A 22535-nucleotide genomic window follows, 5' to 3' on the forward strand; every position below is an offset into this window, starting at 1 on the left:
CGGGCCGCCGATCTACGGTCACCTTGAGCCGCCCAGGGCGTCACGGGTCCTGCCCGCCGACACCTCGCTCTCCACTAGGGCGAGGATGTGTTCGACATGGTCGTGGAGGTAGAAGTGGCCGCCGGGGTACAACCGCGTCCGGACCCCGGCCGTCGTCGCCCGCCGCCATCCCTCCAGGTGTCCCGGGGGCACGACGCTGTCGTCCCGCCCGCCGAGCACGGTGATGGGGACATCGACCGGTGCGTGCGGGCTCGGGCGGTAGGAATCGAGGGTGGCGTAGTCCGCGCGCACGGCGGGCAGGACGATAGCCATCAGGTCCTCGTCGTCCAGGACCCATTCGGGGGTGCCTCCGAGGTCCCGGAGCTCCTCGCACACCGCGGCGTCGTCGGCCCCGGCCAGTGATCGGCGGAGGCGCGGGGTCCCCGGGGCGGCGGAGGCCGACACCACCAGGTGCGTCGGCCCCCGCGAGCCGCGCTCGCGCAGTTCCCGGGTCAGTTCGTAGGCGACGAGACCGCCCATACTGTGCCCGAAGAACGCGAACGCTCCGGGCTCGAGCTCCTCGAACCGGTCGGCCAGGTCCCGAACCAGCGTCGGGAAGTCCTCCTGAGCCGGTTCGCCGACCCGCATCCCCCGCCCCGGCGGCTCCACCGCGCACACGTGCACGGAGGCCGGGGCGGCGGCGTGCCACCGGTGGTAGGCCGAGGCACCGGCTCCCGCGTAGGGGAAGCAGAACAGCCGGAACTCCACGTAGGGGTCGGGCTCCCGCCTGACCAGCCAGTTCGTCGTCACGTGGTGTGCCCTCCGAACTCTCGTCCCAGCAGGTCCCGCTTCAGTTCCGAGAGCGGCCGGTCCGGCCTCTCCAGGGCCAGGCCGAGGGCGGTCGGCCACTGGCGGACCAGCACCCCCATCGTCTCCGGGACGATGGCCTCGGGCCGGTACAGCCACATGCCGCGCATGGCTCCCCCGTCCTCCCGCAGCATCAGGTACAGGTCGAGGTTGTGCGGGCGCATGACGGTGACGAGCTCGGACAGCACGCTGTCGTCACCGACTCCGGCACCGGCGGGAACCGCGTCGACCCCCTCCAGGTCGAGGGAGACTCCGGGGACCCCCAACATGTTGAAGAGGATGCGCAGCGGAAGCTGGTTGTCCCCCACAACTCCGTCGGTGATGAGTGCGCGCAACGGGACGTGCTGATGGGCGTAGGCCTCCAGTTCGGCCTGGTAGACGCGCGTGACGAACTCGCGGAAGGTCGGGTCTCCCGCCATCCGGGACCGGGCCGCCAAAATGTCGACGAAGGGGCCGATGTTCCGCTGGGTCTCGGGGTGCTCCCTGCCGGAGAGGGGATGGGTGAGCACGACATCGTCGCTTCCGGTGTAGGCCGACAGGAAGAGCTGGTGCACCGCCATGAACACCATGAAGGGAGTCACCCCCTCCCTCTTCGCGGCGGCCTTGACGGCACGGGTGACGGACTCGTCGATCCGGAAGCTGTGGGTGTACCCTTCGACCGGGTCGGCCGTCTGGTGGTCCGGCGCGGTGAAGGCCAGCTCTCTGGGCGCCCCTTCCAACTCGGAGCGCCAGTACCGGACGTGCGCGTCGAGCGCGCCTCCGTCCAGTAGGCCGCGCTCCCAAGCCGCGTAGTCCAGGTGCTGGACCTGGATCGGGGGCAGCTCGGGCTCGCTCCCTGCGACCCGCGCCCGGTAGAGGGTGTTGAGCTCGCCCACCAGTACTTGGAAACCCCAGTGGTCGACGAGTATGTGGTGCAGGGACAGGACGATGACGTTTTCGTCCTCGGCCAGAGCGACCAGCACCGCCCGCACCAGGTCTCCACCCTCGATACTGACGGGCCGGTCGGTCTGGGCCTTCACCAGATCGCGCAGCACGCGTTCCCGGTCGGCGGGCGCCTCGCCGCGCAGATCGACCCCTTCGACCGGCCAGGTGGACCGGTCGTCGACGAACTGCAGCGTATCCGTCCCCCGTTGGAGGTAGCGGGTCCGCAGGATGTCGTGCCTGCGGACCAGGACGTCCAGGCTCTCGCGCAGTGCTCGCTCGTCCAGGGCACCGTGCAGCCTCCAGGCGGCGACCACGTTGTGGTGGGGGTGGTTGGGTCCCACGGGCTGGAGCAGGAACTCCAACTGACCGAAGGAGAGCGGGACGCCACCGCTCCAGTCCGTGTGGGGGATCGACGACGCGGTTGCGGCCGCGGCCCCGGTTCCCGGTTCGGGAACGCGGCCGGCCCCGGCGGCCTCCGGGTCGCGGGCGCAGACGGCCAGGGCATCCAACGCCTGGAACCAGAGCTCGGCCAGCTCGCCGACCTCGTCCTCGCCGACCAGGGCTGGGGCGAAGGTCCACCGCGCCTCCAGTACCGTTCCGCCTTCCCCTTCACGCGCGACCGCGTCGAGCTCCAGCGGATGCGTCAGCGGTGTGGCGGGGTCGGTCCCGCTCGCCGCCGTGGCGGCCTCATCGTGGATCGGCTCCCACGCCGCTCCCGCCCCTGTGGCGCCGGTCCTCCCGAGATAGTTGAAGAGCACCTGTGAGTCACCGGCTTCCCGCAGGACCGGGGCGGTCCGCGGGTTGAGGTGGCGCAGTAGACCGTAGCCCGCGCCCTGGTCGGGAAGGCTCCGCAGCTCCTCCCTGGTCCGCGCCACGGCTCTGGCCAGGTCGCTCCCGCCCTGCCGGATCGGCTCCCAGGAGGTTCCCCGCGGGTCGAGGCGCACCGGGCTGATCGAGGTGAACCACCCCACGGTGCGGGAGAGGTCGACGGCTTCGGTGAGCTCCTCGAAGCGCCCGTGGCTCTCGACGTCCACCACGATCGGCCCCTCCCCACCGCTCCGGCGGCGGCGCCATTCGGCCAGCGCCGCGCCGAAGGCGGTGAGCAGGACGTCCTGGATTCCGGCCGCGAAGGCAGCGGGCGCCTCCGCGAGGAGCACCTCCGTGCGGGTCGCGGGAAGAACCGCGGTCACCCTGCCCGCGGAGCCGGAGGTGTCTCGGTCACGGTCGAGGGCGCCGTCCACGACCGGCACCGCGTCGGCCAGTATCCCCCGCCAGTACGCGAGGCCGCCGATGTGACGCGCAGAGGTGGCCTGCTCGCGCAGCAACGACGCCCAGTTCCGCAGTGAGGTGCCGACCGGCGCCAGGGTAGGCGGGTCTCCCTCGGCCGTGTCCTCCCAGGCGGCGCGCAGGTCGTCGAGGAGGATGCGCAGCGACACGCCGTCGCAGACGAGGTGGTGGACGACCAGGAGCAGGCGTTCGGGGCGATCTGTGCCGGACAGGTGCAGCGCCTGCAGCACCACTCCGGCGGCCGGGTCCAGGCGGGCCCGCGCGGCGTTCGCTTCGGCCTCTTCCCGGTCCCGCCCGTCCGGGCCGTCCGTGCCGTGCCCGGCCCCGGTCGGCAGCCGCCGTAGGACGTCCGCGGCACGCACCGCGCCGGGGGGACGGGGTTCCAGCGTCCAGGAGTCGTCGCCGACCACCAGCCGCGACCGCAGGGCCGCGTGCCGGTCGAGCGCGGCCTGCAGAGCCGCCTCCAGGTGTTCGGACGCGATCCCGTCCGGCAGGCGGACCATGACGGCCATGGCGAACCCCTCCACAGGGCCGCCCAACCGGCGCTGCCGTTCCATCATCGGTGTGGCGGGGATCGGTCCGTCATCGTCGGACTCCTCCTCGTGTGCACTGGACGCGGTCATGGGGACAGCCGCCTGCGCCAGCTTCGCGGCGGTCTGGCACGCGAAGACGTCGCGGACAGTGATCGCCAGTCCGGCAGTGCGCGCCTGGGCGACCAGCCGGGTCGCCTGGATGCTGTCGCCGCCGAGGTCGAAGAACCCGCTCTCCGCTCCCACCTCGGGAACACCCAGGACACGTGCGAATACGTCGCACAGTGTTCGCTCCGTGGGCGTGCGCGGCGAGCGCGAGGCCCGCGTCGCGGCCAGGTCCGGATGCGGCAGGGCTCGCTTGTCGACCTTTTGGTTGGCGGTCAGCGGCAGGGCCGGGAGCACCGTGATCGCGGCCGGGACCATGTATTCCGGTAGCTCCCGGGACAGGTGCTCCCGGAGGTTGAGCGGGTCCGGCTCGGCGCCTTCGGTCGGCACGGCGTATCCGACCAGGTCCTTCCCACCACCGGGTTTGGTGTACACCGTGACGGCGGCCTGGGCGACCTCCGGGTGCGCACAGAGCGCCGCCTCGACCTCCCCCGGCTCGATCCGGAAGCCGCGGATCTTGACCTGTTCGTCGGTACGGCCCAGGTAGTCAATCCACCCGTTGGGCAGACGCCGCACGAGGTCTCCGGTGCGGTACATGCGCTCTCCCGGCGGACCGAACGGATCGGCGACGAAGCGCTGCGCGGTCAACCCGGGACGGCGCAGGTAGCCCCGGCCCATCCCCTCACCGGCCAGGTAGAGCTCCCCGGGGACGTTGGGCGGAACGGGGCTCAGGTTGCCGTCCAGGACGTAGGCACGGGTGTTGTCCATGGGCCTGCCGATCGGCACCGATCCGTCGGTGGACTCCCGGAAGGGGTGGGTCACGGCGAAGGTCGTTGTCTCGGTGGGGCCGTATCCGTTCACCAGGACGGTGTCCGGGCACGCGCGCTTGGCCTCCTCGACGGCCGTGGCCGAGGCCGCCTCGCCCCCGGTCCAGATCTCCAGCATCCCGGCGAGTGCCTCGGGGTGCTGCTTGACCAGCAGGGCGAACAGGGCGCTGGTGAAGAAGGCCGAGGTGACCTCGCGGTCCACGATGGTCCCGGCCAGTCCGTCGGGGTCCAGCGGCCCCGGAGGTGCGACCACAACCGTCCCCCCGGATAGCAGCGGGACCCACATCTCGTAGGTCGAGGCGTCGAACGCCGTCGGTGCGTGCATGAGGACGCGCCGGTGGTTGCCGTTGGCGAACCGCTCGTCGAAGGCGAGCCGGACCACGTTGCGCTGGGTCACCTCGATCCCCTTGGGGGTGCCCGTGGAACCGGAGGTGTACATGACATAGGCGAGGTCGTCGGGGTGGCCGCAGGGCCACCGGTCAGGCATGCCCGCCTCCGCCGGGCCGGGGTTCCAGACCCGCGGGTCGAACACGGTCTCGTCCACCGGCAGTACGCTCACCTGGTCGGGGACCGGCTCAGCCGGTGCGGCACCGTCGACGAGCAGCACCGGCGTCCCGGTCTCCTCCAGGATCAGCCGCCGCCTGGACTCGGGGTACCTCGGGTCCAGCGGAACGTAGGCGCCACCCGCCTTCACCACGGCCAGGACCGCCGCGACCAGGACGGCGGAGCGCTCCATGCGCACCGCGACCGGGATCTCGGGGCCGATCCCGAGGCCGACCAGGCGCCCGGCCAGGCGCCCGGCGGCCGCGTCCAGTTCGGCGTAGGTGAACTCGCGGTCGCCGTCGACGAGCGCCACGGCCTCCGGCGTACGCCGGGCCTGGGCACCGAACAGCTCCGCCAGCGTCACCTCTGGCATGGGCCGCCGGGTGTCGTTCGCCCCTTGGAGGGCGTCCTGCCGTTCCTGCGGGCTCAGCACCTCCAACGCGCCGATGGGCAGGTCGGGGTCGGAGAGAGCCTGTTGGAGCACCATGCACAGACGGCGGACGAAGCCCTCGGCCGTGGGTCGGTCGAAGATCTCGGAGCTGTACTCCAGATAGCCGTCGATGCCGTCCGGAGCCGAGCCCGGAGTGGCGCGATCCTCCAACAGCAGGGACAGGTCCATGCGGGCGGTACCGGTGAAGACCGGGACGACCCGGGCTCGAAGGCCCGGCAACTCCAGATCGACATCGGGTGTGTTCTGCCAGGCGATGGTGGCCTGGACCAGCGGGTGGTGGGAGGTGGACCTGGAGTGCGCCAAGGCGTCCACGACGGCCTCGAAGGGCAGGTCCTGGTGGGCGTAGGCGTCCAGGGACCGCTCACGTACCCGGGCTAGCAGCTCGCGGAAGGTGGGACGGCCGGAGAGGTCCGCCCTGAGCACGAGTGTGTTCACGAACAGCCCGACCAGGTCCTCGGTCGCCCGGTCGGCGCGGCCGGCGACCAAGGCGCCCACGGGGATGTCCTCCCCGGCGCCGAGGCGGTGGAACAGGACCGCCAGCGCGGCCTGGACGACCATGAACTCGCTCGTCCCGCTCTCACCCGCCAGGCGCGAGACGGCCTGCCGCAGGTCGGCGTCCCACCGGAAGGACAGGGTGTGCCCCTCGCGGGTGGGTTCGGCCGGGCGCGGGCGGTCGGTGGGCAGGTCAAGGCGCTCGGGCAGTCCCTCCAGCGCTCCCCGCCAGTACTCCAGCTGGGTGGACCACAGGCTCTCGGGGTCGTCGGCCTCCCCCAGGAGCCGCCGCTGCCACAGGGTGACATCGGCGTACTGGATCTCCAGCGGTCGCCAGTCGGGCGCCCGGCCGTCGCGGCGCGCGGTGTAGGCGGCCGCCAGGTCCCGCGTGAGCGGGGCCATGGACCATCCGTCCGCCGCGATGTGGTGCACTACCAGGACCAGGATGTGCTCCTGCGGGCCCAAGGCGAGCAGTCGGGCGTCCAGCGGGGGCTCGGCGGACAGGTCGAAGGTGTACCGGGCCGCCGACGCCAACACCTCGTCGGCGTCCTTCTCCGACACCGGTGTCACCGGCAGTCTCGGCCGCGCTTGTTCCAGGGGCCGAACCTCCTGCCGGGCTACCCCGTCGTCGTCGGGGAAGACCGTGCGCAGGGTTTCGTGGCGCTCGACGACGTCGGCGAGCGCGGCGCGCAGGGCGTCGACGTCCAGGTCGCCGCTGAGCCGCAGTGCCACCGGGATGTTGTAGGCCGATGTGGGCCCCTCCAGCTGGCCCAGGAACCACATGCGCCGCTGGGCGTGGGACAGCGGCATCGGCTCCGGACGGGCGGCCGGTTCCAGTGCTGGGCGCTCCGGGGCGGGTCCGCCGGACAGCCGATCGGCCAGTTCGGCCGGGGTGGACGCTTCGAACAGGGTGCGCACCTGCAGGTCCACGCCGAATTCCGTGCGGATGCGGGCGATGAGCCGGGTGGCCAGTAGCGAGTGCCCGCCCGATTGGAAGAAGCCGTCCTCGACGCCGATGTCCGCGAGTCCGAGCACCTGCCCGAACAGCTCGCACAGCCGGGCCTCCCGTTCATCGCGCGGCGCGCGGCCCCGGGACGCGCTCGCCATCGCGGGCGCGGGCAGCGCCTTGCGGTCGACCTTGGCGTTGGGGGTCAGTGGCAGCGTGCCAAGGACGACGAAGGCGGACGGCACCATGTACTCCGGCAGCCGCTGTGCGAGAGCCGAGCGCAGTTCGCGCGGGTCGGGGTCGGCGTGCCCAGACCGCGGGACCACGTAGGCGACCAGGCGCTGGTCGCCCGGAACGTCCTCGCGGACCAGCGCAACCGCCTCGCTGACGGACGGGTGCAGGGCCAGGGCCGACTCGATCTCGCCCAGCTCGATCCGGAACCCGCGGAGCTTCACCTGGTGGTCCAGCCGACCGAGGAACTCGATGCCGCCGTCGCGCCGCCGCCGGACGAGGTCCCCGGTGCGGTAGAGGCGGTCGGAGAGGCCGCCCCCGAAGGGATGGGGCACGAAGCGCTCAGCGCTCAGCTCGGGGCGGCCGAGATAGCCGTGCGCCAGGCCGTCGCCTCCAATGCACAGCTCGCCCGGCACGCCCGTGGGGACGGGTCTGCGCCGCTCGTCGAGGATGTGCAGCTCGGTGTTGGCGATCGGGTCGCCCAGGACGATGACCGGGTCGTCGCCCACCTCGGCGACCGACGACCAGATGGTCGTCTCGGTGGGGCCGTACATGTTCCACACCGGCATGCCCGCGCTGCGGAGTCGGCGTGCCAGGTCGGGTGGGAGGGCTTCGCCGCCCACCAGCACTCGGAGCCCGGGGGCACCAGCCCACCCGGCGTCGAACAGCATCCGCCAGGTCGACGGGGTGGCCTGCATCACCGTGGCTCCGGAAGCCGTGACCAGTTCGGCCAGCGCGCCGCCGTCGGCTGTGGTCGTGTGGTCGGCCAGGACCACGGTGCCCCCTTCCATGAGAGGCAGCAGGATCTCCAGCATCGAGATGTCGAACGAGAGGGTCGTCACCGCCAGGAGGGTGTCTCCGGCGCCGACGCCGGGCCGTTCGCGCATGGACATCAGGAAGTTGCCCAGGGCCCGGTGCGGGATCTGCACGCCCTTGGGCCGGCCGGTCGAGCCCGAGGTGTAGATGACGTAGGCGAGGTCGTCGAGCGAGACGTGCGCCGACGGCGGCCTGGTCGGGGCGGTGCCCAAGACGTCCCCGAGCTCGTCCACGCGTATAAGGTCAATTCCCTCGGGTGCGGGGAACGCGGCCGAGGCCTCGTCGGTGAGCAGCACGGTGAGTCCCGAGTCCTCGATCATGAAGGCGACGCGGTCCTCGGGAAAGCCCGGGTCGAGCGGAACGTAGGCCCCGCCGGCCTTGAGCGTCCCCAGAAGGGCGGCGACCATGTCGACGGTCCGCTCCATGCGGATCCCGACGAGCGATCCCCTGCCCACTCCGCGCTCGCGCAGCGCGTGGGCGACCCGGTCGGCGTACCGGTCGAGCTCGGCGTAGGTGGCCCGGTCCCGCCCGGCGCGCACCGCCTCGGAGTCCGGGGCGAGTCCGGCCCTCTCCTCGAAGCGCAGGTGGGCCTGGATCGGTTCGGGCCATTCCCGTCGGCCGGCGTTGCGCTCCCGGTCGTGCTTCTCCTCCTCAGGGGTGCGCATCGGCACGCTGGTGACGGGGGCGTCCGGGTCCGCCCGGAGTTCGTCCAGGAGCACACCGAGGTGGTCGGCCATTGCCTCGGCTGTTCCGGCGTCGAACAGGTCGGTGCTGTACTCGAACCAACCGCTGAGCCCCTCGGACCGTTCGAAGACCTGGAATTCCAGGTCGAACCGGGCGGTGGACCCGTCCACGTCCATGGGGTCCAGGTGCAGGCCGGCCGCGTGGAAGTCGGGCATGGAGATGTTCTGGTAGACGAAGGAGACCTGGAAGACCGGGTTGCGCGACAGGTCCCGTTCGGGACGCAGCTCCTCCACCAGCCGCTCGAACGGCAGCTCCTGGTGGGCGAAGCCCTCCAGACACGCGCGCCGTACCCGGGCCACGACCTCGCGGAAGGTCGGCTCCTCGGACAGGTCGACGCGCAGAGGCAGCATGTTCACGACGTAGCCGATGAGCCGCTCGACCTCCTTACGGCCGCGGTTGGCCACCGGTACGCCGATGACCAGGTCCTCCTCGCGGCTGTAGCGGTGCAGGAGCACCGTGAAGGCCGCCAGTACCACCATGAACGGTGTGGCGCCCTCCTGGCGGGCGAAGTCCCGCACCCACCCCAGCACCTGTCCGTCCGCCCGGAATGGCAACGAGGCGCCGCGGCCGGACTGCACGGCGGGCCGCGGACGGTCCGTGGGCAGTTCTAGCACCGCCGGGGCTCCGGACAAGGCGTGCTGCCAGTAGCGCAGGTCGGCGTCGAGGGCCGAGGATTCCACACGCTCGTGCTGCCAGGCCGCGTAATCGGCGTACTGGATCGCTGGCTTCGGCATGTCCGGTTCGCCTCCCTTGGTGAAGGCCTCGTAGAGCGTCACCAACTCCTCGAAGAAGACCGAGGTGGACCACAGGTCTCCGCAGATGTGGTGGATCGTGTACAGCAGGACATGGTCGTCGGGGGCCAGGCGCAGGAAGCGCAACCGCATCAGCGGGCCGGCTCCCAGGTCGAAGGGGCGGGTGAACTCCTCCCGGGCGAGCTCGGATACGGCTTTCTCCTCGTCCGGGCCGCGCAGGTGGGAACAGTCGACGACGGTGAGCTCCGGCCGCACATCGTCGGTCACGACCTGGAACGGCTCGCCCTCGCTCTCCTCGAAGACGGTGCGCAGCGCCTCGTGGCGGCGCGCGATCGCGTCCACGGCCCGTCCCCAGGCGTCCAGGTCGAGATCGCCACGGACGCGGACGGCCGCGGGGACGTTGTTGGCGGGGTTCCCGGGGGCCAGCTGGTCCAGGAACCACATCCGCCGCTGTGGGTAGGAGGCGGGGAAGCGTCGCCTGCTCCTGGCGCGTTCCCGCAGCCGCTCGGCCAGCATTCGGCGCTTCTGCTCAGCGGACAGCCCTGTCGAGTCGGTCGTGGTCATGCCGTCTGCTCCTCCGTCCATCGCGCTCCGCCCGTGCCCGCGAAGCCGCCGTGCGCGGCCCGCCGGGTTCCCGTCCTAAGGCTGCTCATGGCGTTCCTCCTGTTCCTCGGCGAGGAGCATCGCCAGCCTCGCCTCCACCTCCTCGTCGGAGAGGGCGTCCACGTCCTCGGGATCGTCGCCCCGGTCGAGTCGGCGAATGACCCCGTCCTCCGGGGCCGCGTCGCCTCCGCCCCCGCCCTCGCGCGCCGCCACCAGCAATTCGGCCGTGTGCGCGACGGTGGGGGAGGCGAAGAAGTCCCGCAGGTCCAGTTCGAACCCGAAAAGGCTCTGGAAGCGCGTCCCGACCTGCACGGCCGCCAGCGAATGGCCGCCAAGGGCGAAGAAGTCGTCGTTCACGCCCACGTCCTGCACACCGAGGACCGCGAGCCAGATGCCGGCGATGGCCTCCTCGTCCTCCGTGCGCGGGGCAACGTAGGGGGTGTCCAGTTCGGGCCGCGGGTGGGCGGCGGCCGGCGACGGCAGCTGCTCCAGCCCGCGGGCGAGGAGCTCGGGGGTCAGGGCCGCGAACGCCATCCGCTTGGCGGCGAAGTCCGAGGGGGTGACGACCAGGTGCTCCGGAGGAGCGGCCGACGCGGTGATGCGGGCGAAGGCCTCGCGCCCCTCCTCCTCGCTCATTCCCTCGCCCAAGGCTCGGAGGACGGCGGTGTCCCCGTCGGTCTCCGCGGAGTCCGTGCCACCCTCGGCGACGGCGAGGTCCACCTGTTCGATCAGCCCGTCCAGATCGGTGACGCGTTTGACGGTGAAGTCGGCCACCCGGACCAGAAGGCGGCCGTCGGTGTCGAGGATGTCGATGTCGCAGGACATCGTCTCGCCGTCACCGGACTCCCTCATCTCGACCACGCACACCACCGAGGCGGGCAGCGGGTGCAGGACCCGCACGCTCCGGTAGGTCAGGGGCAGGTAGTACAGGTGCTCGGCGTGGATCCGGAAGGCCCCACCCGCCATGTCAAAGAGCGCCGGGTGCAGCGGGTACTCCTCCACGTCACCGTGGAACTCCTCGTCAAGGCGCATCTCGGCGAGCATCCGCCGCCGCCCGGTGCGGATGCTGCGCAGCAGCTGCCACCGGGGGCCGAAGCGGAATTCCAAGGAGCCGTTGCCCTTGGCGTAGGCCTCCACCCGCAACCGCCGGTTGACCTCCTGCGGGGTGGACAGGACTTCCGTGACCTCGCACTTGTCAAGCTCCTCGGCCAGGTCCAGCACGGGGCGGGGGCCGCGTTCGGCGAAGCGCGCCGTTCCCTTGGCGTGGTCGATGGCCCCGCCCGACGCGGATCGGCTCCGCACGGCGAAGCTCCGCTGCTCCCCGTCCTCCTCGACCGTCAGGTAGAGCGTGCGGACCTGGCCGTCGGGCACGATCAACGGCTGCAGGAACAGGATGTCGGCCAGCTCGACCTCGCGCCCGCCGGCTTCCTCGGCCAACGCGGCATAGGCGAGGTCGAGGTAGGCGGTCCCCGGGACGAGCCCGTGCCCCATGAGCCGGTGGTCGTCGACGATCCAGCTCTCGGAGGTGCTGAACGACGCGCTGTAGGTACGGTTCCCCCCAGCTTCCTGGACCAGGCGCAGGAGCGGGTGGGAGGTCGGCTGCCCGCCGTCGGCCCCGCTGAGCAGGAACGGCGCCCTTCCGGCCATCCCCACGCCGTTCCATGTGTCCCAGGCGACGGAGACCGCGCGCGCCCCCGTTCCCCGCCGGTTGCGCCAGGCCGCGTAGGCGTCCAGGAACGCGTTGGCGGCGCAGTAGTCGATCTGCCCTGGGCCACCCAGGACGCCGGTGACCGACGAGCACAGCAGAACGAACTCCGCCTCGTCCCCGCAGAGCCGGTCCAGGACCAGGGTGCCCTGGGTCTTGGCCGCCATGACGCGTTCGGCCTCCTCCAGGGTCTTGTGCGCGATCATCCCCGAGGAGGGCAGCCCCGCCGCGTGGACGACACCGGTGATGGGGCCGCCCAGGGCACGCAGGCGTTCCAGTGCCGCGCCGGTCTGCTCGGCGTCGCTCACGTCCGCGGTGAGGACGGCCACCGTAGCGCCCCGGTCCCGCAGCGCGCGCACGCGGCGGATCCGCTCGGCCGTCGCGTCGTCGGCCTGCGGAGCGTCCCAGTCGGCCTGATCCGGGAACGCGGACCTTCCTAGCAGGCCGAGCACGACCCCGTCGGCGGACGCGGCGATCTGCTCGGCGAGTGTCAGGCCCACGCCGCCCAGGCCGCCGGTGATCAGGTACACGCCGCCGTCGCGGGGCCGAAGCGTGCTGTCGGTCCCATCGCCGCCGTCGAGCTCGATCTCGTCGAACTCGCGGACCCACCAGTAGCGCCCGCGCAGAGCCAGGTCGCGGTGCCCGCTGTCTCGGACCACCGCGGCGTACAGCGCGGCCGCCTCCTGGTCTGTGGGGCGCTGCGGGTCGGCCTCGGCCAGGTCCAGGATGCGCGCCCGGGTATCGGGGACCTCCTGGGGGATCACCGTGGCCGGACCCTGCATCATCGCCTGTTCGGGGCGCAGGCGTTCGTCGCCGGTGACGGAGTACACCCCGCTGCAGACCACGTCGATGGCCACGGGGACGCGGCGGCCGTCGCCCCGGGTGTCCAGGACGCCCTGGGCCAGCGCGAGCAGCCCGGCGAAGCCCCGGCTCCGCGCGTCGAGCAGGCGTTCCCCGTCGAGTGTCCGCTCTGTGCCGTTCTCCCCGGCTAAGCCGAACAGGTGGACCAGCCGCACCGACTCCGGTGACCGCTGCTCCAGAAGGCGGAAGAGTTCGGCCGCGTGTTCGCGGCTGCCGGGGTCAAGTTCGACGTGTGTTCCACCGGCGCGGTACTCGTCACCCGCACGCACCCGGACCACCTCCGCGCCGTCCGCCTCCAGCCGCTGGGCCAGCGCCGACCCGAGGGCCACGTCCTCTCCGAGCACCACCCAGAGCGCGCCCGAGGCGGCGGCGCCGGGCACCGGGGCGTCGGGCAGGCGCCTCCACCCCGGTACGCGGAACCATGTGTCGGCCGAGGGCCGCGCAGAGGGGGAGGCGGCGGGGCCACGCGCCCCCTCCGACCCCTGCCGGGGCTCCACCCAGTAGCGCTGCCGCTGGAACGGGTAGGCGGGAAGGTCCAGGGCGCGGTTCCCCTCCGGGTCGAAGGCCGCCCAGTCCACCGCGACGCCGGCGCTCCAGAGGGCACCCAGCGAGCGCAGCAGACGCACGCGGTCGTCCACCCGGTCCCCGGGGTGCCGCAGCGAGGGGACCGCGGTGCGCCCGTCAGTCCATCCGCTGTGCCGCCGCAGCAGGGCCCCGAGCGTCTCCCCGGGCCCCACCTCCACGAACACCAGGGAGGGATCCGCGAGCAGGACGGCCGCGGAGTCGGCGAACCGCACCGGGCTGCGGAGCTGGCGTCCCCAGTACACGGGGTCGGTGGCCTGCTCGTCGGTGATCCAGGTCCCGGTCACGTTGGAGTGGAAGGGGATCCTCGGAGCGGCGAGCCGAATCCCGCGCACCTCCTCCACGAGCGGGCCGACGGCCGCCTCCATGGAGGGCGAGTGGAACGCGTGCGACGTGCGCAGCTTGCGGCAGGAGACCCTGCGGTCCTTCAGCTGCCGCTCCAGTGCGGCGATGTCCTCCTCCGGTCCGGAGACGGCGGTGACATCGACCGCGTTGACGCCCGCGACGCACAACCGCCCGTGCAGGAGCGCGGCGGTCTCCTCCTCCGGCAGGAAGACGCTGAGCATGGCACCCGCGGGCATGGCTTGGACCAGGTGCCCACGCCTCGCGACCAGGCGGACGGCGTCCTCCAGGGAGAACACCCCCGCGAGGCAGGCCGCGACGAACTCCCCGACGCTGTGCCCGATCATCGCGCTCGGCGTGACGCCCCACGTCTCCCACAGCCGCGCCAGGGCGTACTCGACCGTGAAGAGGGCGGGCTGGGTGATCCTGGTCTGCTCCAGGAGCCCGGCGGCCTGCTCGGACTCCCCCGCGGTGAACAAAAGGGTGCGCAGGTCCAGGCCCAGATAGGGAGCGAACAGGTCGGCGCACCGGTCGACCTGCGCGGCGAAGGCCGACTCGTGCTCGTAGAGACCCCGGGCCATCCCCACGTACTGAGCGCCCTGTCCTGGGAACAGGAAGGCGACGGAAGTGTCCCGGTCCGCCTGGACCGTGTCCGCTGCGGAGACCCGACGCAGGTGTGCGACGGCCTCCGCACGGTCCCGGCAGGCCACTGCCGTGCGCACTCCGAAGGCGCGGCGGCCGTGGGCGAGCGTGGCGGCGACGTCGTCCACGTCGGTGTCAGGGTGCTCCTCCAGGTGGTCGGCCAGGCGGTGCGCCGCCTCGGCCACCGCCGCCGGGGACTTCGCTGACAGCGGCAGCACGGTGGCGCCCCGGGCGCGGGGCGCCGGGGACTCCGGTTCCTCGGGCGCCTCCTCCAGCACCACGTGCACGTTGGTGCCGCCGATGCCGAAGGAACTGACCCCGGCCCGGCGCGGTGCGTCCCCGCGGGGCCAGGCGCGAACCTCGGAGTTGACGGAGAAGGGGCTTTTCTCCAGCTCCAGCTCGGGGTTGGGGGAGGAGAAGTGCAGGGTTGGTGGGATCGTCCCGTGCCGCAGCGTGAGGACGGCCTTGATCAGCGAGGTGACTCCCGCCGCGGCGTCCAAGTGGCCCACGTTGCTCTTGACCGAGCCGAGCGTGCAGCTCCCGGCGTGCTCGCCGGCCCCGCGCCCTTCGGCGAAGACCCGGGAGAGCGCCGTGACCTCGATGGGGTCGCCGAGACGGGTACCGGTCCCGTGGGCCTCGACGTAGCCGATGGTGGCAGGGTCCACGTCCGCGACGGCGAGAGCCTCGGCGATCACCTCTGCCTGCCCGTCGACACTGGGTGCGGTGTACCCTGCCTTGAGCGCTCCGTCGTTGTTCGCCGCGGTGCCCAGGATCAGCGCCTCCACGCGCCCGCCGGCCTCGCGGACCTCGCCCAGGCGTCGCAGGACCACCACCCCGACCCCGTTCCCCGGAACGGTGCCGGCGGCTTCAGCGTCGAAGGGGCGGCAGTGCCCGTCCGGCGAGAGGATTCCGCCGGGCTCGTGGACGTGCCCGTCCTTGAGCGGGGAGCTCACCGCGACGCCTCCGGCGAGCGCGATGTCGCACTCCCCGGCCAGCAGGCTCTGCACAGCCAGGTGCACCGCCGTCAGTGACGTCGAGCAGGCCGTCTGCACCGTGATGGCCGGCCCGGTCAGCCCGAGCTTGTAGGCGGCCCTGGTCGCCAGGAAGTCCTTGTCCCCGGCGAGCATGGTCTGGTACATGCCCGCCGCCTCGCGCGTACCGTCGTCGGCGAGGACGTTGCGGAGCATGTAGGTGTTGAAACCGGCCCCGGCGTACAGGGCGATGCGCCCCTCGAACTCGTGGGGGACGACGCCGGCGGATTCGAGGGCCTCCCAGGCGCATTCCAGGAACACACGGTGCTGGGGGTCCATGATCTCGGCTTCGCGCGGGCTGTAGCCGAAGAACCCGGCGTCGAACCGGTCCGCGCCCTCCAGGTACCCCTTGGCCGGCACGAAACCGTCCTCGTGGAGGCCCTCGGGGGCGGCTCCCGCCTCCAGCAGTTCCTCCTCGGAGAAGAACGACACGCCTGAGCGCCCCTGGACGAGGTTGGCCCAGAACGCGCCGATATCGCGGGCCCCGGGGAACCGCCCGGCCATTCCGGTGATCGCCACGCGATCGCTGTCCTCATATGCCTCGGACATCAACATCACCTATCGCTGTCAGAACGGGTCCGGCTGCCAGCCGGGCGGCGGTCGCGGTTGCGGCGGCGGGCGCGTTCACGGGCGGCTCCGGCGGAGCCGCGCAGCGCGCCGTCGCCGCCGCCCAGGTACTCGGCCAGGGAGGCCACGGTGGGGTGGCGGAAGAGGTCGACCATCGTCACCCGATGGCCCTGCTCCTCGGCCAGCCGGTCCTTCAGCTCCGCCATGAGGAGCGAGTGGCCGCCGAGGTCGAAGAAGTTGTCGTCCGCGCCCACGCGGTCCACACCGAGCAGGTCGCACCACGTCCGCGCCAGTGTGCTCTCCAGCCCGCGCCGGGGAGCCGTGTAACGGACGGCCGACTCGGGGCGGTCTGAGCGCGGCTCGGGCAGGGCGGCGCGGTCCACCTTGCCGTTGGGAGTCAGGGGGAGGGCCTCCAGCACCTCGAAGGCGGAGGGGACCATGTGTTCGGGAAGCCGTCTGCGCAGGTGCGCGGTGAGGTCGGCGGCGGTGGGGGCCGACGCCCGCGCCGCGGCCGCGCCGTCCGCAGTGACGTAGGCGACCAGGCGGGTGTCTCCCGAACCACGCTCGCGTGCCAGGACGACGGCCTCCCGCACGCCCGGGTGCTCCACGAGCGCGGCCTCGATCTCGCCCAGCTCGATCCGAAACCCGCGGAGTTTCACCTGGTGGTCGAGCCGACCCAGGAACTCCAGTGCTCCATCGGCGCGGGTGCGGGCGAGGTCCCCGGTCCGGTACAACCGGACGCCCTCCTGGAACGGGTCGTCGACGAACCGCTCCGCGGTGAGTCCGGCCAGATTGAGGTAGCCGCGGGCGAGGTTGCGCCCGCCGATGTGCAGCTCACCCGCGACGCCCTCGGGCACGAGCGCCCCGAAGCGGTCCAGGACGAGGATCCGCGTGTTGGCGATGGGCACGCCGATGGGGACCGGGACGCCTGCGGCGTCGCCCCGGCAGTCCCAGGCGGTGACGTCGACGGCCGCCTCGGTGGGCCCGTAGAGGTTGTGCAGCTCGGCCCCGGAACGCTGTAGGAACCGGTCCCGCAGGTCGGGGGGCAGGGCCTCTCCGCTGCAAAACACCCGGCGCAGCGAGGCGCAGTCCTCAACCGGCTCCCGAAGGAACACCTGGAGCATGGAGGGAACGAAGTGGAGCGTGGTGATCCGCTCACTGCGGACGGTGTCCACCAGGTAACCACTGTCGCGGTGCCCCTCTGGTCGGGCCACGACCAGCGTGGCACCGACCATGAGCGGCCAGAAGAACTCCCAGACCGACACGTCGAAGGAGAACGGCGTCTTCTGCAGCACTCGGTCGGTGGAGTCCAGGCGGTATGCGTCCTGCATCCACAGGAGCCGGTTACGGATGGCCGCGTGGACGTTCATCACGCCCTTGGGCCGACCGGTCGAACCCGAGGTGTAGATGACATAGGCGAGGTCCTCGCCGTCGACGGGTACCTGCGGGTCGTCCTCGCGCTCCCGGTCCAGGGTCTCCTCGGTGTCCGGGCACAGCACCGTCGCGTCGGTCTCGGGCAGGAGGTCAGCGAGGCCGCTCTGGGTGAGCAGCACCGGCACCGCCGCGTCGTGCAGCATGTGCTTCAGCCGGGCCCGCGGGTAACCAGGGTCGAGCGGCACGTAGGCGCCGCCCGCCTTGAGCACCGCCAGCAGCGCCACGACCAGGTCGATGGACCGCTCCATAGCAACGCCCACGAGGACGTCTCGCTCGACGCCGAGCCGGATCAGCCGGTGGGCGAGGCGGTTGGCGCGCCGGTTCAGCTCGGCGTAGCCGACATCCCGCCCCTCGAAGCGGACGGCCACCGCGTCGGGTGTGCGGCGCGCCGTGTCCTCGACACACTGGTGGATCCAGCCCCGCTCACGCGGCCACCGGCGTTCGGGTCCCCGGGACCGCTCCAGGATCCGGCGGCGCTCGGTGTCCCCGAGCATCTCCAGGCGACCGACGCACACGCCCGGGGATTTCACGGCCTCCTGTGCCAAGCGGTGGTAGTGGTGTGCGAAGCGGGCCACCGTGGCCTCGGTGAAGAGGCCGGTGTCGTACTCGAACCATCCCGACAACCCCTCCCCGCTCTCGAAAGCCTGGAGTTCGAGGTCGAAGCGCGCCCCGCCGCCGTCGACGTGCAGGCGCTCCAGCCGGGTCCCGCCCGGTCCCACGCCGGGGACCGGATCACGCCCGTAGGAGAAGCTGGCCTGGTACACGGGCGGTCGGCTCAGATCGCGTGCCGTCCCGAGTTCGGTGACCACGCGGTCGAAGGGCACGTCCTGGTGGTCGTAGGCACCGAGGCAGGCGTCACGCACCCGTTTGAGGACGTCGGTGAACCCGGGGTCCCCGTCCAGGCGGATCCGGACCGGCAGTGTGTTGACGAAGTAGCCGATCAGCGACTCGGTCTCAGGCCGGTCGCGGGCCGTGGTCGGGACGCCCACGACGATGTCGTCCTGCCCGCTGAGTCGGTGCAGGAGCACGGCGTAGACCGCCAGCAGAGCCATGTAGGGCGTCGCCCCGTGCTCCCCGGCTAGGGTGCTCAGTCTGTCCAGGAGCGGGGCGGGCAGGTGGAAGGGGTGAGTGGCGCCGTCGAACCCTTGGACGTCGGGCCGTTGGCGGTCCGACGGCAGTTCCAGAGCGGCCGGCGCGCCCGCGAGGTGCTCACGCCAGTACGCCAGGTGTTCGTCCCAGGTGCCGTCCACGGCGCGTTCCTGCTGCCAGGCCGCGAAGTCCCCGTACTGGATTTCGGGTTCGGGCAGCGGTGAGCGGCGCCCCTGTTCCAATGCCTCGTAGACCCGGGCCAGCTCGTCCAGCATGATCCCCAGCGACGTGCGGTCCGAGACGAGGTGGTGGAATGCCACTGCGAGCACTCGCTCGTCGTCGGCGGTACGGATCAGAGCCGCCCTGGTCAGCGGACCGTTCTCCAGGTCGAAGGGGGCGTCGAGCACGGAGCTGCGGATCCAGGCGTCGAGGTCGACCAGCGCCGGGTCGTGTCCGCGCAGGTCCTTCTCGGGCAGGTCGATCCGAAGGCCGGCCCGGATGGCCTGGACGGGTTTGCCGTCGCGGAGCCGGAACACGGTGCGCAGCACCTCGTGCCGCCGGACGACCTCGTCCAGCGCCGACCGCAGCAGGCCGGTGTCCAAGCGCCCCCGGATGCGGACCGCGCTCGTGGAAACGTACGCGGGGTTGCCTGGGCGCAACTGCTCCAGGAACCACATCCCCTCCTGGAACACGGCGAGGGGGAAGATGTCCTCGGCCGGTTCGTGTTCGGAGAGCATTCGCTCGAACCGCGCCCGCTTGTCTGGAGGGAGCGCTGCCAGGCGCTCGTCGAGACCGGTCATGGCTGAGCCTCTTCTTCCACCATGGCCTCTGCGGGTTCTGCCACCCCGTCCTCCAACCGCTCCAGCAGCCGTTCAGCCGTGGCGTCCCTGGCACGCGCGGCCCGGCGGATCGGCGTCGCTGACCCCTGGGAGCCGGCCGCGCGCCTGTCGGCGGTGTCCTCTCCGAGCCGTGCCACGACGTCCTCGGCGAGGTCGCGGACGCTCGCCTCCCGCAGCACCCGGCCGATCACGACGGTCACCCCGAGCCGGTCACGGATCGCGTTGCGCAGTTCGACGGCCATGAGGGAGTCCAGCCCGTAGGACGAGAGCGGCACCTGCGGCTCCACCACCGAAGCGGACCTGGCACCCAACGTGAGGCGCACCGCGCGCAGCAGCCCCTCAACTAGCGTCTGCGAGCGCTGCTCCGCAGGGAGTTCCAGTAGCTCGCGGGCGGTGGGCAGGTCCGACCGGGGAGTGCGCGGCGGCTCGGGGGAGCGCTCCCGCGACGGGCGGCTCCGCGCCGTCCGGTTCCGCGCGGCGTCCCCGGAGCGGGGCGAGCGCCCGCGTGGGCGCGGCGGCGCGTCGGTGGTTCCGACCGCGCGCCTGCGCGTGGGTCTGCCCCATAGGAAGGCCTCAGCGGCGTTGTCCGGTTCGTACCGGTCCCGGGCGCCCTCGAAGGGATATCGCGGGACCGGCACCCTGGCACGGGCGTAGTCCCGGTCGAAGGCCGACCAGTCGACGCGGACGCCCCGGGTGTACAGACGTCCGACGGCGCCCAGGAGGGTCTCCCACTCGTCGCCCATCGGTCGCATGCTGGGCACCATCGTGGACCCGCCACCGACGGCTTCCTTGGCCAGGCCCAGCAGCACGGGAGCCGGTCCGACCTCGAGGTAGGTGCGGTACCCCATCTCGTGGAGCGCCTGGACGTCCTCGGCGAAGCGCACCGGGTGGCGCGCGTGCCCGAGCCAGTAGGAGGTGTCGGGGACGCTGCCCCACGGCCACACGCTCCCGTGCAGGTTGGTCGCCCACGGGATGTCGGGGGCCGAGAACTCCACCTTCCCCAGCAGGTCACCCAACGGGTCCAGAACCGGCTCGACCAGTGGCGAGTGCGAGGCGGTGTCGATCCGCAGTATCTCCGCGAACACGCGCATGCCCATGAAGACCTCGCAGGCCCTCTCCACGACCGCCCGTTCGCCCGAGATCGAGGTGTTCATCGGTCCGTTGACGGCGGCGACGCCGATCACCCCGCCGCCGAGGCCGGCCAGGACTTCCTCCACCTTCTCGGCGGGGGCGAACACCGTGGCCATGGCCCCGTTGCCGGACAGTTCGCCCAGCAGGCGCGCCCGCTCGGCCACCAGTGTCAGGCCGTCCTCCAGGGACATCACCCCCGCGAAGCAGGCGGCCGCGTACTCGCCGAGACTGTGGCCGACGACCGCGCCCGGCTCCACTCCCCAGGAGCGCCAGGTCTGCGCCATCGCGTACTCCACGGCGAAGAGTGCGGGCTGGCCGTAGACGACCTCGTCGACGAGTGCGCCCTCCTTCTCCGCCCCGCTGCCCGGGAACAGCACCGACAGCAGCGGCCGGTTCAGGGTGTCCCGGAGGATGTCGTCGCAGCGGTCCACGGTACGGCGGAACGTCGGCAGCGTCTCGTACAGGGCACGGGCCATCCCGGCGCGCTGTGTGCCCTGGCCGGTGAACAGGAAGACCGGCTTCTCGGCGGCGGAGGGCGGGGCGTGCCCCACCGTCAATCCGGGTGCCGCCTCTCCACGCACATGCTCGGCGAGCAGCTCGGCGATCCGGTCACCCGAGGTGCCCACGGCGGCGAGCCGGTAGGGGTGGTGGGAGCGCCCCGTGTTGGCCGAGTAGCAGATATCGGCCGCCTGACCGGCGTCAGCCGAAGCAAGCCGGTTGCAGTACCGGCGGGCCAGCTTGAGCAGCGCGGACTCCGATGCCGCGGACAGCGCGAGCAACGAGGCGGGCCGCTCGGCCCCCGTCTCTTCCACGGCCGGCTCGGGCGCCTGCTCGATGAGCACGTGCGCGTTGGTGCCGCTAAAGCCGAAACTGCTCACTCCCGCAATGCGGGGTCCGGCCTGTGCTCCCCGGTCCCACCGCACCGGTTCGGTCGGGAAGGCGAGCCGGGTCCCCTCCAGGTCGATGTGCCGGTTGAGCTCGGTGAAGTGCAGGTTGGGCGGGATGACCCCGTTTCGTACACTCAGTGCCGCCTTGATCAGACCGGCCACCCCGGCCGCCGCCTCCAGGTGCCCCAGGTTGGTCTTGGCCGCGCCGAGGTGCAGGGGTTCACCTCCCACACGGCCGTAGACCTCGGCCACCGCGTCCACCTCGATGGGGTCTCCCAGTGCGGTCCCGGTGCCGTGTGCCTCGACGAAGCCCACATCGCCGGGGTCGACCCCGGCCGCGGCGACCGCCCGGCGCAGCACGTCGACCTGGGCGGAGCCGTTCGGGGCGGTCAGCCCGGAGCTGCGGCCGTCCTGGTTGACTGCGGATCCACGCACCACCGCCAGCATGCGGTCCCGGTCCCGTACCGCGTCCGACAGGCGCTTGAGGACCACCACCCCGCAACCCTCAGCGCGGACGAAGCCGTTGGCACTGGCGTCGAACGCCTTGCACCGGCCGTCCACCGAGAGCATCCCGGGCATCTGGGAGAAGGAGATCCCCAGGTGGGGTGAGAGGAGCACGCTGACCCCTCCGGCCAGCGCCAGGTCGCACTCTCCCAGCCGCAGGTTCTGGCAAGCCTGGTGGACCGCGACCAGCGAGGAGGAGCAGGCGGTGTCCAAGGAGACGCTGGGCCCCCTGAGGTCGAGCAGGTAGGACAGGCGGCCAGCCGCCACCGAGTGCGCCGTACCCGTGCTCATGTGCAGGGTGATCTCGTCGGGGTGCTGGAAGACGTGCGACGCGTGGTCGTTGGAGGCCAACCCCACGAAGACCCCGGTACTACTGCCTGCGAGGTCCGATGGTGCCGTTCCGGAGTCCTCCAGAGCTTCCCAGGCCACCTCCAGCAGCAGCCGCTGCTGCGGGTCCATGGCCAGCGCCTCGCGCCGCGAGATCCCGAAGAAGTCGTGGTCGAACCGGTCGATGTCGTCGAGGAACCCGCCCCAGCGCGAGGCGAGCCTGCCCGGCCGTCCCGACTCATCAGTGTGGAACTCCTCCGCGCTCCACCGGTCCTCGGGAACCTCGCGGACTGCGTCGGTACCGCTGGCGAGCAGATCCCAGTACGACTCCGGGTCCACCACGCCTCCGGGAAAGCGGCAACCCGCGCCCACGATCGCGATGGGCTCGGACCGCTCACGCCGGTAGGCGTCGATCGTGCTCTGCATCCGCTCCATCGCCCGGTAGGCGCTCTTCATCGCCTCCTCCGACGAGCGTTCTGCGCTCTTGGTCATCGCTC

General features: G+C 72.0%; 5 protein-coding genes. All 5 read right to left on the reverse strand.

What is annotated here, in order from left to right:
* Positions 1-18 precede the first annotated feature (18 nt).
* The 5 genes from G011_RS30020 to G011_RS30635 all read right to left on the reverse strand — a co-directional run bounded on the left by G011_RS30020 (position 19) and on the right by G011_RS30635 (position 22530).
* Positions 19-789 (reverse strand): thioesterase II family protein, encoded by a 771-nt coding sequence (locus G011_RS30020; RefSeq protein ID WP_019609938.1) that lies wholly within the window; start codon positions 787-789, stop codon positions 19-21.
* Positions 786-10058 (reverse strand): non-ribosomal peptide synthetase, encoded by a 9273-nt coding sequence (locus G011_RS0119385; protein ID WP_019609939.1) that lies wholly within the window; start codon positions 10056-10058, stop codon positions 786-788. The genes G011_RS30020 and G011_RS0119385 overlap by 4 nt, the downstream gene beginning before the upstream one ends.
* Positions 10059-10133: 75 nt before the next feature.
* Complete coding sequence (locus G011_RS0119390) at positions 10134-15809, reverse strand: type I polyketide synthase (RefSeq protein WP_036552846.1); 5676 nt, start codon at positions 15807-15809, stop codon at positions 10134-10136.
* A gap of 5 nt (positions 15810-15814) precedes the next feature.
* On the reverse strand, positions 15815-19150 hold the full coding sequence (locus G011_RS0119395) for a non-ribosomal peptide synthetase (protein WP_019609941.1): 3336 nt from the start codon (positions 19148-19150) through the stop codon (positions 15815-15817).
* Positions 19147-22530, reverse strand: coding sequence for a type I polyketide synthase (locus tag G011_RS30635; RefSeq protein ID WP_019609942.1), 3384 nt, complete (start codon positions 22528-22530; stop codon positions 19147-19149). Before G011_RS30635 ends, G011_RS0119395 begins: the two co-directional genes overlap by 4 nt.
* Positions 22531-22535 lie beyond the last annotated feature (5 nt).

The organism is Nocardiopsis sp. CNS-639, from assembly GCF_000381685.1.
Taxonomy (GTDB): domain Bacteria; phylum Actinomycetota; class Actinomycetes; order Streptosporangiales; family Streptosporangiaceae; genus Nocardiopsis; species Nocardiopsis dassonvillei.